Annotated in this window: 13 protein-coding genes; 6 read left to right on the forward strand and 7 right to left on the reverse strand. The window is 61.0% G+C overall.

Annotation, left to right across the window (positions count from 1 at the left end):
* Positions 1–8: 8 nt before the first annotated feature.
* Both rpsP and ffh read right to left on the reverse strand, forming a co-directional pair.
* Positions 9–260, reverse strand: coding sequence for a 30S ribosomal protein S16 (rpsP, locus tag ACIP8I_RS11000; RefSeq protein WP_003185073.1), 252 nt, complete (start codon positions 258–260; stop codon positions 9–11).
* A 261-nt stretch (positions 261–521) separates the two neighbouring features.
* Positions 522–1898, reverse strand: a complete 1377-nt coding sequence (gene ffh, locus ACIP8I_RS11005) for a signal recognition particle protein (protein WP_007967791.1) — start codon at positions 1896–1898, stop codon at positions 522–524.
* A 195-nt stretch (positions 1899–2093) separates the two neighbouring features.
* On the opposite strand from ffh, the gene ACIP8I_RS11010 reads away from it, so the two are divergent.
* The 3 genes from ACIP8I_RS11010 (at position 2094) to ACIP8I_RS11020 (ending at position 5830) form a co-directional block, all read left to right on the forward strand.
* A complete protein-coding gene (locus tag ACIP8I_RS11010; protein ID WP_027610969.1) occupies positions 2094–2906 on the forward strand; it encodes an inner membrane protein YpjD in 813 nt (270 codons plus the stop codon).
* 12 nt (positions 2907–2918) lie between these two features.
* Entirely contained in the window at positions 2919–4151 is a 1233-nt protein-coding gene (locus ACIP8I_RS11015) for a CNNM domain-containing protein (protein ID WP_400760962.1), read from the forward strand.
* Positions 4152–4513: 362 nt separating this feature from the next.
* Positions 4514–5830, forward strand: a complete 1317-nt coding sequence (locus ACIP8I_RS11020) for an MFS transporter (protein ID WP_400760965.1) — start codon at positions 4514–4516, stop codon at positions 5828–5830.
* A gap of 114 nt (positions 5831–5944) precedes the next feature.
* Here ACIP8I_RS11020 and purT read toward each other — a convergent pair whose 3' ends face one another.
* From purT to ACIP8I_RS11045, 5 genes are all read right to left on the reverse strand, one after another.
* Entirely contained in the window at positions 5945–7126 is a 1182-nt protein-coding gene (purT, locus tag ACIP8I_RS11025; RefSeq protein WP_003221968.1) for a formate-dependent phosphoribosylglycinamide formyltransferase, read from the reverse strand.
* Between the two features lie 99 nt (positions 7127–7225).
* Positions 7226–7693, reverse strand: coding sequence for a VUT family protein (locus tag ACIP8I_RS11030; RefSeq protein ID WP_007967799.1), 468 nt, complete (start codon positions 7691–7693; stop codon positions 7226–7228).
* 211 nt (positions 7694–7904) lie between these two features.
* The gene (locus tag ACIP8I_RS11035) at positions 7905–8114 is read right to left on the reverse strand and encodes a DUF1289 domain-containing protein (protein WP_400760969.1); all 210 of its coding nucleotides are present in this window, start codon (positions 8112–8114) and stop codon (positions 7905–7907) included.
* A complete protein-coding gene (locus ACIP8I_RS11040) occupies positions 8111–8635 on the reverse strand; it encodes a gamma carbonic anhydrase family protein (protein ID WP_400760971.1) in 525 nt (174 codons plus the stop codon). The genes ACIP8I_RS11035 and ACIP8I_RS11040 overlap by 4 nt, the downstream gene beginning before the upstream one ends.
* Positions 8636–8681: 46 nt before the next feature.
* Complete coding sequence (locus ACIP8I_RS11045; protein ID WP_007967803.1) at positions 8682–9281, reverse strand: CoA pyrophosphatase; 600 nt, start codon at positions 9279–9281, stop codon at positions 8682–8684.
* A 146-nt stretch (positions 9282–9427) separates the two neighbouring features.
* Between ACIP8I_RS11045 and ACIP8I_RS11050 the strand changes: the two genes are divergently transcribed.
* From ACIP8I_RS11050 to ACIP8I_RS11060, 3 genes are all read left to right on the forward strand, one after another.
* Entirely contained in the window at positions 9428–9979 is a 552-nt protein-coding gene (locus tag ACIP8I_RS11050; RefSeq protein ID WP_098967373.1) for an NUDIX hydrolase, read from the forward strand.
* Between the two features lie 83 nt (positions 9980–10062).
* Positions 10063–10578, forward strand: coding sequence for a murein L,D-transpeptidase family protein (locus ACIP8I_RS11055; RefSeq protein WP_007967807.1), 516 nt, complete (start codon positions 10063–10065; stop codon positions 10576–10578).
* Positions 10579–11035: 457 nt separating this feature from the next.
* On the forward strand, positions 11036–11767 hold the full coding sequence (locus ACIP8I_RS11060; protein ID WP_027610964.1) for a GntR family transcriptional regulator: 732 nt from the start codon (positions 11036–11038) through the stop codon (positions 11765–11767).
* Positions 11768–11771: the final 4 nt, after the last annotated feature.

Below are 11771 nucleotides of genomic sequence, written 5' to 3' on the forward strand. Positions count from 1 at the left end.
CATACTGCTCAGGCTGCAGCCTTGGCAGATTCCTTCAGCAACTGAGCAACACGCTCAGAAGGCTGTGCACCAACGCTCAGCCAGTAGGCTACGCGCTCTTGGTTCACGGACAGACGGATTTCCTGACCACGGGCAACAGGGTTGAAGAAGCCAACCTGTTCTTTGTGGGAGCCGTCACGCGGGTTACGCGAGTCGGTTACGGTCAGGTGGTAAAACGGGCGCTTTTTGGAGCCGCCAAGGGCAAGACGGATTGTTAGCATGTGAACATCGTTCCTGTAGTCGGTGCTGCAAATCTAAATGCACAGCGGGCATGGGTGCCCGAAAGGCCGCATATTCTAAGGAATATCCGGACTTTTGCAAATGACTTTTTCCGGCGCCTATGGCATGCCGTGCGGATTTGCATATAGAGCCGTCGATGAAAACGGCCAGTCAGCTCCCGCCGAGTGCGGGTTTGCTGTTGATCCCGCGTCCTTGCGGGGTCTGCGCCGGTGCGACGACCGGCGAAGTCTTAGTGTCCTGTATTACATTTTCGGCATGCCGCCGCCGGGCAACATACCGCCCATGCCGCGCATCATTTTCGCCATTCCGCCTTTGGCGGTGAATTTCTTCATCATCTTCTGCATCTGCTTGTGCTGCTTGATCAAGCGGCCGATGTCCTGCACCTGAGTGCCGGAACCCATGGCGATCCGGCGTTTGCGCGAACCGCTGATCAGCTCAGGGTCGCGGCGCTCGGCCGGGGTCATGGAGTTGATGATGGCTTCCATCTGCTTGAATTGCTTTTCTGCCGCGTTCTGGGCATTGCCCATTTGCGACAGGTTGACGCCGCCGATGCTCGGCAGTTTGTCCATGAGCCCGCCGAGGCCGCCCATGTTCTTCATCTGTTGCAGCTGATCGCGGAAGTCTTCGAGGTCGAAGCCCTTGCCCTTCTTCAGCTTCTTGGCCAGTTTGTCGGCCTTGTCCTTGTCCAGGGTCGCTTCAGCCTGTTCGATCAGGCTGAGCACGTCGCCCATGCCGAGGATCCGCGAAGCGATACGCTCAGGGTGGAACGGATCGAGCGCTTCGCTCTTCTCGCCCATACCGATGAACTTGATCGGCTTGCCGGTGATCGCGCGGACCGACAGTGCGGCACCGCCACGGGCATCGCCGTCGACCTTGGTCAGGATCACACCGGTCAGCGGCAGCGCATCACCGAAGGCCTTGGCCGTGTTGGCGGCGTCCTGACCGGTCATGGCGTCGACCACGAACAGGGTTTCCACCGGGTTGATCGCGGCGTGCAGCGCCTTGATCTCGCCCATCATCTCTTCATCGATGTGCAGACGACCGGCGGTGTCGACGATGACCACGTCGATGAATTTCAGTTTTGCTTCTTTAATAGCCGCGTTGGCGATGTCGACCGGCTTCTGGCTCAGGTCGGACGGGAAGAACGTCACGCCGATGTCGTTAGCCAGGGTTTCCAGCTGTTTGATCGCAGCCGGACGGTAGATGTCCGCCGACACGACCATCACCGACTTCTTCTTGCGTTCTTTAAGGAAGCGCGCGAGTTTGCCGGCGGTGGTGGTTTTACCGGCACCCTGCAGACCGGCCATCAGAATGACGGCGGGCGGCACGGCGCTCAGGTTCAGGTCTTCGTTGGCCGCGCCCATCAGGCTTTCGAGTTCGGCCTGGACGATCTTCACGAAGGCCTGGCCCGGCGTCAGGCTGCGCGACACCTCGGTGCCGACAGCGCGCTCCTTGACCGAATTGACGAAGTCCTTGACCACCGGCAGGGCGACGTCGGCTTCGAGCAACGCCATGCGCACTTCGCGCAGGGTGTCTTTGATATTGTCTTCAGTCAGCTTGGCCTTGCCGGTGACATGGCGCAGCGTCTGCGAGAGACGGTCGGTTAAGTTTTCAAACATTGCGCGATCCTTTCAGGCCCTGTGTAGACCGGGATAATGGCGGCCCAGACCGGATTCAACATGTGCTCGGCGAGCCTGCGGCGTGGGCAGGTCGCGGATTATAGCGAAGACTGCGTCGGGCGGACACCTCGCACTTTCGTGGTGTGGCGGTTCTATGCCAAACTCAGCGCCTTTCGGGCCTGCCTAACAGGATTTATGCTCCCCTTGTCACCCAGTTTGCTGACTACCATCGCCGCCGCGCTTCTTTATGCCGCTGCGACCCTTTATCAGGGCACCCGCCTGGCCTCCGGCGCCAAGGCGAACAAGCGCCTGCTGGTTACGCTCGGCATCCTCGCCGTGCTGGCCCACAGCGCCAGCCTGCTCACTCACCTGCTGACGCCGATCGGCCTGGGCCTGGACTTCTTCAGCGCCGCCAGCCTGATCGCCGCGGCCGTCATCGCCCTGACACTGCTGGCCTGCTCGCGGATCCCGGTGGAAAACCTCTTGGTGCTGCTGTTCCCGCTCGGCGCGGCGACGGTGCTGCTGGCGCAGTTCGCCCCGGCCGGCACGGTACAGATCATCGACGAAGAGCCGGGCATCCTCGCCCACATCCTGCTGTCGATCCTCGCCTACGGCATGTTCACCATCGCGGTGTTCCAGGCCTTGCTGCTGCTGGTGCAGGATCACCAGCTCAAGCACAAGCACCCGTCGGGCCTGATCAAGAACTTCCCGCCGTTGCAAACCATGGAAAGCCTGCTGTTCGGTTTCCTCTGGGCTGGCTGGACGCTGCTGTCGCTGTCGCTGATCTCCGGCTGGCTGTTCGTCGAGAACCTGTTCGCCCAGCATCTGGTGCACAAGACGCTGCTGGCGTGCCTGGCCTGGATCGTGTTCAGCGTGCTGCTGTGGGGCCGCAACCGCCTCGGCTGGCGCGGTCACAAGGCGATTCGCTGGACCCTCGCCGGTTTCTGCCTGCTGATGTTGGCGTATTTCGGCAGCAAACTGGTTCGTGAATACATCCTGCACATCTGACGGGCGGCATAAATGGACGGTTTGCCCATAGGGCCGATGCTCGCGGTATTTGTCCTGCTGATTTTATGGTCGGGGCTGTTTACCGCCGTCGAAATCGCGCAGCAGCACTTGCTCGCGCAACGCACCGCCTCGCGCGCCAGCGATAAACCGCTGGCGAAGCTGAGCTTCCCGCTCGACAGTCTGATCCTGTGCAACACCCTGTGCCGCGCCCTCGCGGTGGTCATTGCCACACTGCTGGCAATCTTCCTTTGCGAAGAAAACGGTCCGTGGGCGGCCTGCCTCGGCGCCGGTGCCGTGTTGCTGGTGTTTGCCGACTACTTTCCGCGCACCGTGGCCCAGCGCTATCCGGATGCAGTGCTGTCGTTCGGCAACACCCTGCTGGCCGTTCCGCTGAAGATCCTTTACCCGCTGGCCTGGCTGCTGAGCCGCATCAGCGGTCTGCTGCTGCGTCCCTTCGCGCGCAAAGCCCAGGTGGTGCAGCAAAGCGAAGACGAAGAACCTGCCGACCCGAACGACGACCCGGAACACCCGTCTCGCACCCACCCGGTGTCAGGAATCCATGCGCTGGACAACATCACGGTCAATGACATTCTGGTGCCGCGCAGCGATGTCGACGGCATCAACCTCGACGACTCGATCGAAGCGATCATCGAACAACTGCGCCAGAACAAACGCACACGCCTGCCGGTGTTCCATAGCGACATCAATCAGGTCGAAGCGGTGCTCAACACCCGGCAGATCCGCCACCTGCTCAACGATGGCCAACTGACCCGCGAAGCGTTGCTGGCCGCCAGCTACGAACCGTACTTCGTCCCGGAAAGCACGCCGCTGCAACTGCAACTGCTGAATTTCCACAAGCAGCAACGCCGCTTGGGCATGGTGGTGGACGAGTACGGCGAAGTGCTGGGCATCGTCACCCTGGAAGACATTCTCGAAGAAATCGTCGGCGAATTCGAAAGCGAGCACAGCCTCGACAACCCGCACATCCATCCGCAGCCAGACGGGCGCATGGTGATCGACGGCACTGCGTCGATCCGCGAGCTGAACAAATGCCTGGGCTGGCACTTGCCGAGCGACGGTCCGAAAACCCTCAACGGCCTGGTGACCGAGGCGCTGGAGACCATTCCGGACAGCGCGGTGTGTTTGAAGATCGGGCGTTATCGGCTGGAGATTCTCGAGACCGAGGACAACCGGGTGAGCAAGGTGCTGATCTGGCATACGAGCGCGGTGCCCGCCAAGGTTTAAGCGCTTTTGTGGCGAGGGAGCTTGCTCCCGCTGGGTTGCGAAGCAGCCCTGGCTTTTGATTTACCCACAGATTCATGCGGCCGCTGCGCGCCCGAGCGGGAGCAAGCTCCCTCGCCACAAAAAGCCCGACAGCAGCGATCTTTGCTCTTGTTCATTCGTTAGCCCCCTTCCTATAATCGAGCCGCTTACCCAAGCGATGCCGAGCCCTGTGCTTACCCCGCACTAAGGCGGTTTCGGCCATTTTCCGCACTACCCCGGCGACTGTTCCTACTCGAAACAGCGCTCGCGCCTCATCCCACATCCCTGGGTGCTCGACCATAATAATTCGCTCCAACGGAGCCATGACTGTCAGGGATCACCGCATGACGACCAGTACCGCTTACAGCGCCACCGCGCCTGCCCAGCCGACCAACTCCGCCACCCGCGTGGCGACAGCGAGTTTCATCGGCACCGCCATCGAGTTCTACGACTTCTACGTTTACGCCACGGCCGCCGCGCTGGTTATCGGGCCGGTGTTCTTTCCGCAGACGTCCGGCACCGCGCAGATGCTTTCGGCGTTTCTCACCTTCGGCATCGCCTTCCTCGCCCGCCCGCTGGGTTCGGCGCTGTTCGGCCATTTCGGTGACCGCATCGGGCGCAAGTCGACACTGGTCGCCTCGCTCTTGCTGATGGGCGTGTGCACCACGCTGATCGGCGTGCTGCCGGGTTACGCCAGCATTGGCGCCTGGGCACCGATTCTATTGTGCGTATTACGCTTTGGTCAGGGGCTGGGCCTGGGCGGCGAATGGGGTGGCGCGGCGCTGCTGGCGACGGAGAATGCGCCCAAGGGCAAACGAGCGTGGTTCGGCATGTTTCCGCAGCTTGGCCCGTCGATTGGGTTTCTCGCGGCCAACGGCCTGTTCCTGACCCTGGCCATGACCCTCAACGACGAGCAGTTCCGCAGCTGGGGCTGGCGGATTCCGTTTCTGCTCAGCGCGGCACTGGTGATGGTCGGCCTGTATGTGCGCTTGAAACTGCACGAAACCCCGGTATTCGCCAACGCCATCGCCCGTCAGGAGCGAGTGAAGGTGCCGCTGGTCGAGCTGTTCAGCCAGTACTGGGCGCCCACCCTGCTTGGCGCGGCGGCGATGGTGGTGTGCTATGCGCTGTTTTATATCTCGACAGTGTTTTCCCTGAGCTATGGCGTTTCCACCCTCGGCTACAGCCGTGAGACGTTTCTTGGGCTGCTGTGTTTTGCCGTGCTGTTCATGGCCGCGGCAACACCGTTGTCCGCCTGGGCCAGCGACCGTTACGGGCGCAAACCGGTGCTGATCGTCGGTGGTGTGCTGGCGATTCTGTCCGGATTCCTGATGGAGCCGTTGCTGACACAGGGCTCGACCTGGGGCGTGGCGCTGTTTCTGTGCATCGAGCTGTTCTTGATGGGCGTGACGTTTGCCCCGATGGGCGCGCTGCTGCCGGAACTGTTTCCGACCCACGTGCGTTATACCGGCGCATCGGCCGCTTACAACCTCGGTGGCATCGTCGGCGCCTCGGCGGCTCCGTTCTTCGCGCAGAAACTGGTGGCGATGGGTGGTTTGAGTTATGTCGGCGGGTATGTGTCGGCGGCAGCGGTGCTTAGCTTGATCGCGGTGCTGTGCCTGAAGGAAACGCGCAATAACGATCTGAATCAGGTTGCCTGATAGATCGCTATCGCGGGCAAGCCCGCTCCCACAGGGTTCTCTGTTGATCACAAATTTTGTACACAACCAAAAAATCTGTGGGAGCGGGCTTGCCTGCTATAGCCGCGACTCGGTTTAGAGTTCTACGACAACAGCCTGAGCCGCCCGGGTCGCCTTGGCACGCGCAGCCTCAATCGACTCATCCCGCGCCAACGCCACGCCCATCCGGCGCTGACCGTTGACTTCAGGCTTGCCGAACAGACGCAGTGCCGTATCCGGCTCGCTCAGCGCAGCACCAAGGTTGGCGAACGCAGTCTGGGTCGACTGCCCTTCCACCAGAATCACCGCCGAAGCCGACGGACCGAACTGACGGATCAGCGGCACCGGCAGACCGAGAATGGCGCGGGCGTGCAGGGCAAACTGCGACAGGTCCTGGGAAATCAGGGTCACCAGACCGGTGTCATGCGGGCGCGGCGAGACTTCGCTGAACCACACCTGATCGCCCTTGATGAACAGCTCGACGCCGAACAACCCGCGACCACCCAAGGCCTCGGTCACGGCTTTGGCCACGCGCTCGGACTCAGCCAGAGCAATCGGGCTCATGGCCTGCGGCTGCCAGGATTCCTGATAGTCGCCCTTCTCCTGACGGTGGCCGACCGGTGCGCAGAACGTGGTGCCGCCGATGTGGCGCACGGTCAGCAAGGTGATTTCGTAGTCGAAATCGATGAAGCCTTCGATGATCACCCGACCTTTGCCGGCGCGACCGCCCTCTTGCGCGTAATCCCAGGCTTTCTGCACATCATCGGCGCTGCGCAGCAGGCTCTGGCCTTTGCCCGACGAGCTCATGACCGGTTTGACCACGCACGGGAAGCCCAGGTCCTGAACGGCTTTGCTGTAGTCCTCGAAGGTGTCGGCAAAGTGGTACGGCGAGGTTGGCAGGTCCAGCTCTTCAGCGGCCAGACGGCGGATGCCTTCGCGGTTCATGGTCAGTTGCGCGGCGCGGGCGGTCGGGATCACGGTGAAGCCTTCGGCTTCCAGCTCGACCAGCGTGGCGGTGGCGATGGCTTCGATTTCCGGCACGATGAAGTGCGGTTTCTCAGCTTCGATGACTGCACGCAGCGCGGCGCCGTCGAGCATGTTGATCACGTGGCTGCGGTGCGCAACCTGCATGGCCGGCGCGTTGGCGTAACGGTCAACGGCAATCACTTCAACGCCCAGGCGTTGCAGCTCGATCACCACTTCCTTGCCCAACTCACCACAGCCACACAGCAATACGCGGGTCGCGGTTGGCGACAATGGAGTTCCGATACGGGTCATCTCAGGTCCTCAAAGAAGCGGATCATCGAGGAAAGCAACGCCAGACGCGCTTTCCATGGGGAGAAAGCGCGGCATTTTACATGAACCGCAGGGTTTGGCTCAGCTCGCGACAGCCTGTTTGCGCTCGCGCCAGGCCATGATCAGCCAGACGGCAGTGACGCCGGCAAACTTCGAGACCAGTGCGGTGATGATCACCGGCGGCGTCATCAGGTCGATCATGCCGAAAAAGATAAAAGTATCGAGGGGAATGCTCAGCGCCGAACTGATCCACAGGCGGTCGCGCAACGGCCGTTTGGTGACGCTGAACACCAGCCAGTCGATGATTTCCGACACCGCGAACGCCGTGGCGCTGGCCAACGCGATGGACGGATCGGATGTGACGTAAGACAGCACCAGCGCCGCCAGCATCGCCACCAGTGCACCGTGACCGAAACGGGTTTGCACCATGTCGCGCAACACGAACACCAACCCGCCCCAGGCCGACCAGATGATGTCCAGGTGCGGTGCGGTGGAGAAAGCGAAGTTGATCAGCACGACGCTGCTGATGTAGGCGATGAGGAAAATCATGGTGGCGACCTGTCAGATTGGCGCACAGGTTACTGGACCCGCAGATCAAGAGCCACCCCCTCACCCCAGCCCTCTCCCCGGGAGCCGATTGGGGGGCTTTTCAAAAATTGAGTTCGTCTCAATAGTTCAGGTCGATGTAGCTTGAACTATCAACCCGGTCAGTTCCCTCTCCCTCCGGGAGAGGGTTAGGGTGAGGGCACCCTCAAGCCGATCACGATTTCGAAGGGATCATCCACACCAACCCACTGGCCTTCGCCCGTTCATGACACAACCCCAGCACCACCCGCCGCTCATCGTTGGTCATCCGCCCCCAGCGCGTGATCTCCGCGACCGTGCGCTGGCAACCGGTACAAATATCGTCTTCATCCAGTGCGCAGATATTCACACACGGCGAGGCAACCGGTCTTTCGGGAGTACTCATTCTTCCTGCTCGATCAGATCTCGCGCATAGCGCTGCGAGTTATGCACATAGTGCGCGGCGCTGGCTTCGAGCATCTTCTTCTGCGGCTCGGTCAGCTCACGCACGACCTTGCCCGGCGAGCCCATCACCAGCGAGCCATCGGGGATTTCCTTGCCTTCGCCAATCAGCGAATTGGCGCCGATGATGCAGTTCTTGCCGATTTTCGCGCCGTTGAGGATCACCGCGTTGATGCCGATCAGGCTGTAATCGCCGACCGTGCAGCCGTGGAGCATGGCGTTGTGGCCGATGGTCACGCCAGTGCCGATGGTCAGCGGATAGCCCATGTCGGTGTGCATCACCGTGCCGTCCTGAACGTTGCTGTTCTTGCCGATCAGGATCAGTTCGTTGTCGCCGCGCAGCACGGCGTTGAACCAGACGTTGGCGCCTTCTTCCAGTCTGACCTTGCCCACCAGCACGGCATTGGGCGCGACCCAGCTCTGTGGGTGGGTTTCGACGCGGGCGTCGCCCAGGCGGTATTTCATCTTGTTTTCCTCAGGGCTCACGTGACGGGCCATTCGAGCGATGGCTTCAGGTATTGATATAGCTTTTGGGTGGGTGATGCAGGCTGATCTGTTCGTCATAGAGCAGATTGATCAGCTCGACAATCATGATAGCGGTCAAACCCCAGATCTTGAATTCGCCGTAGCGATAACTCGGCACGTACCAGCTACGGCCTTGATAGTCGATGCGATGCGTGTGTTCACGCGGGTCTTTACGGAAGAACTCCAGCGGCACGTTGAATACCGCAGCGATCTCAGCATCGTTGGCCTGGTATTCGACGAAGTCGGGGATCACCCCGACATACGGCGTAACCTTGATGCCGTGCAGGGAGATCAGCGGGCTGAGCGGGCCGATGACCTCGACCAGCCCCGGTGGCAGGCCGATTTCTTCCTCGGCTTCGCGCAGGGCGGTGAAGATCAGGTCAGGGTCCTCGGGATCGCGGCGCCCACCGGGGAAGGCCACCTCGCCGCCATGGGTCGAGAGGCCGCTGGCGCGCAGGGTCAGCACCAGCTCGGGTTCGTCACTGCGGGTGATCGGCACCAGAACAGCGGCCTCGGGGAAACGTTTATCAGTCTCCAGCGTGCGCGGTGTGTGGTTGCTTACCCTATGCAGTAGCTCGTCCAGCATGAGTGTTCTCGATCTGTGCCTTACCCTGCATCATGCACCAATCATTGCAGCCGCCCAAGCCCCTCGCCGGGCCATGTCGCGAAACGACAACTTGCCGACCGGCACCGCTGCACGCCAAGATAGGCGCAGCATTCAGGAACCCCAGCATGAAATTTTGCAGCCAGTGCGGCAACCCGGTGACCCAGCGCATTCCCGAAGGCGACTCGCGGCTGCGATTTGTCTGCGACAGCTGTCAGACCATTCACTATCAAAACCCCAATATCGTCGCCGGTTGCGTCGCGACCTGGGGCAGCCAAGTGTTGCTCTGCCGCCGTGCCATCGAGCCACGCCTCGGTTACTGGACGCTGCCTGCCGGTTTCATGGAAAACGGCGAGACCATCGAGCAGGCCGCCATCCGCGAAACCGCGGAGGAAGCCTGCGCCCGAGTGCGCAATCTGAGCATCTATACGCTGATCGATGTGCCGCACATCAGTCAGGTGCACGTGTTCTTTCGCGCCGAACTGGCGGATCTGGACTTTGCCGCCGGCCCCGAGAGCCTTGAAGTGCAACTATTCGACGAAGCCGACATCCCGTGGGACGAGCTGGCTTTCCGCACCGTGGGGCGTACCTTAGAATGCTTCTTCGCGGATCGACGGGTCGAGGCGTATCCGGTTCGTTCGGAATCGATTCCGCCGTTGGTCCAGCCTGCCATCAGCTGACTCAAAAAAATCAAAGATCGAAAGATCGCAGCCTGCGGCAGCTCCTACACTTAACATTGCGTCACTCTTGGGGAATCGTTTCAATGCGCTGGTTGCTTGCCCTGCTTTGCCTGTCGTTCGTCACGGTCTCACAAGCCTCCTTCGTGACCACCGTGACGCCGTCGAATACCCCGATGATCGAAAAAATCCTGGTGCTCAAATCGGCGCATCAACTGCAGCTGATTGCCGACGGCAAACCGATCAAGACCTATCGCATCTCGCTGGGCAAGGGTGCGAAAAAGGGGCCGAAACTGATTGAAGGCGACAAACGCACCCCGGAAGGTTTCTACTGGATCGACTGGCGCAAGGTCAGTGAAAAATTCAACCTGGCGATGCACATCTCCTACCCGAACATCAGCGATTCGGCCCGCGCCCGCCGCGAAGGCGTCGAGCCTGGCGGGATGATCATGATCCACGGCACCCCGGATTCGGAAGAAACCCCGGAAGACCTGTTCCACACCCTGGACTGGACCGACGGCTGCATCGCCATGCGCAACATGGACATGCGTGAAGTCTGGGGTCTGGTGCCGGACGGGACGATGATCGAGATTCGCCCTTAGGCTGACCGAAAACCTGTGGCGAGGGAGCTTGTCGAATCGACGCACCGTCCCGCTCGGCTGCGCAGCAGTCGTAAAAGCTGAACGCGCGGTATGTCAGACAGTTAGCGGAGATAGGGTTTGGGGCCGCTTCGCAGCCCAGCGGGAGCAAGCTCCCTCGCCACAGATATGAGCACTACCGCTACCTTTGGTCGCTCTCGAAAAAATAAATCAAAAGATCGCAGCCTGCGGCAGCGCCTACAGGGTTGATACCACTTCCCACTGTAGGAGCTGCCGCAGGCTGCGATCTTTTGTTTTTTACAGCCAACCACTAATACCACTTCAATACATCACACTTGAAACCCGCCATTTCATTGGGCCACAGCTCGATTCCCCGCGTTGACATGGTATTCAAGTGGTATTAATTTCCGCCCCACAAGCGAGCCACAACAATCCTATACTCGCGTCGGAAATGACCTACATGAACGACCTCCAGGCCCTACGCCCAGATGACTCCCAGCCGACGCCGCTGTACCTGCAGCTGGCGCGCAATCTGGAATCGGCGATCCATTCCGGGCAGTGGAAGGCCGAGCAGGCGATGCCGTCCGAGCGCAACCTCAGCGAGCAATTGGGTATCTCCCGGGTCACCGCGCGCAAGGCGCTGGAAGTGCTGCTCGATCAAGGTCTGATCCGCCGTTTGCAAGGTTCCGGCACGTTCATCACGCCACGTCTGGAACAACCGCTGTCACGCCTTTCGGGCTTCAGCGAAATGCTCCGCCTCAAGGGTTTCGTCCCCAGCTCGCAGTGGCTGGAACGCGAAATCACCCTGCCGACTCACGAAGAACTGATCCGCCTGAGCCTGTCGCCGAACGACAAGGTCGCGCGCATGAAACGCCTGCGCAAGGCCGACGACACGGTGATGGCCATCGAGATGAGCACCCTGCCCGCCTCGATCATGCCCAAACCGCACCTGGTCGGCGATTCGCTCTACGAATACCTCGACGGCATCGGCAAACCGATCGTCCGCGCCCTGCAGCACATCCAGGCAATCAACGCCTCGGACGAGTTCGCCGCGCTGGTCGGCATCGCCCCCGGCACCGCCATGCTGCTGATGACCCGGGTCGGCTACCTGGAAGACAACACGCCGATCGAAGTCACCGACACCTATTGCCGCAACGACTACTACGACTTTGTTGCAGAGCTTCGCCGCTGATCAG

This window comes from Pseudomonas sp. NPDC088414 (assembly GCF_044753325.1).
In the GTDB taxonomy this organism is placed as follows: domain Bacteria; phylum Pseudomonadota; class Gammaproteobacteria; order Pseudomonadales; family Pseudomonadaceae; genus Aquipseudomonas.

What these genes read in the sequence shown, in the direction of transcription:
- ACIP8I_RS11040 (WP_400760971.1), bottom strand. Translation starts at nt 8,635, where the DNA reads ATGAAATACCGCCTGGGCGACGCCCGCGTCGAAACCCACCCACAGAGC.
- ACIP8I_RS11060 (WP_027610964.1), top strand. Translation starts at nt 11,036, where the DNA reads ATGAACGACCTCCAGGCCCTACGCCCAGATGACTCCCAGCCGACGCCG.
- ACIP8I_RS11035 (WP_400760969.1), bottom strand. Translation starts at nt 8,114, where the DNA reads ATGAGTACTCCCGAAAGACCGGTTGCCTCGCCGTGTGTGAATATCTGC.
- ACIP8I_RS11020 (WP_400760965.1), top strand. Translation starts at nt 4,514, where the DNA reads ATGACGACCAGTACCGCTTACAGCGCCACCGCGCCTGCCCAGCCGACC.
- rpsP (WP_003185073.1), bottom strand. Translation starts at nt 260, where the DNA reads ATGCTAACAATCCGTCTTGCCCTTGGCGGCTCCAAAAAGCGCCCGTTT.
- ACIP8I_RS11010 (WP_027610969.1), top strand. Translation starts at nt 2,094, where the DNA reads ATGCTCCCCTTGTCACCCAGTTTGCTGACTACCATCGCCGCCGCGCTT.
- ACIP8I_RS11015 (WP_400760962.1), top strand. Translation starts at nt 2,919, where the DNA reads ATGGACGGTTTGCCCATAGGGCCGATGCTCGCGGTATTTGTCCTGCTG.
- ACIP8I_RS11030 (WP_007967799.1), bottom strand. Translation starts at nt 7,693, where the DNA reads ATGATTTTCCTCATCGCCTACATCAGCAGCGTCGTGCTGATCAACTTC.
- ffh (WP_007967791.1), bottom strand. Translation starts at nt 1,898, where the DNA reads ATGTTTGAAAACTTAACCGACCGTCTCTCGCAGACGCTGCGCCATGTC.
- purT (WP_003221968.1), bottom strand. Translation starts at nt 7,126, where the DNA reads ATGACCCGTATCGGAACTCCATTGTCGCCAACCGCGACCCGCGTATTG.
- ACIP8I_RS11045 (WP_007967803.1), bottom strand. Translation starts at nt 9,281, where the DNA reads ATGCTGGACGAGCTACTGCATAGGGTAAGCAACCACACACCGCGCACG.
- ACIP8I_RS11055 (WP_007967807.1), top strand. Translation starts at nt 10,063, where the DNA reads ATGCGCTGGTTGCTTGCCCTGCTTTGCCTGTCGTTCGTCACGGTCTCA.
- ACIP8I_RS11050 (WP_098967373.1), top strand. Translation starts at nt 9,428, where the DNA reads ATGAAATTTTGCAGCCAGTGCGGCAACCCGGTGACCCAGCGCATTCCC.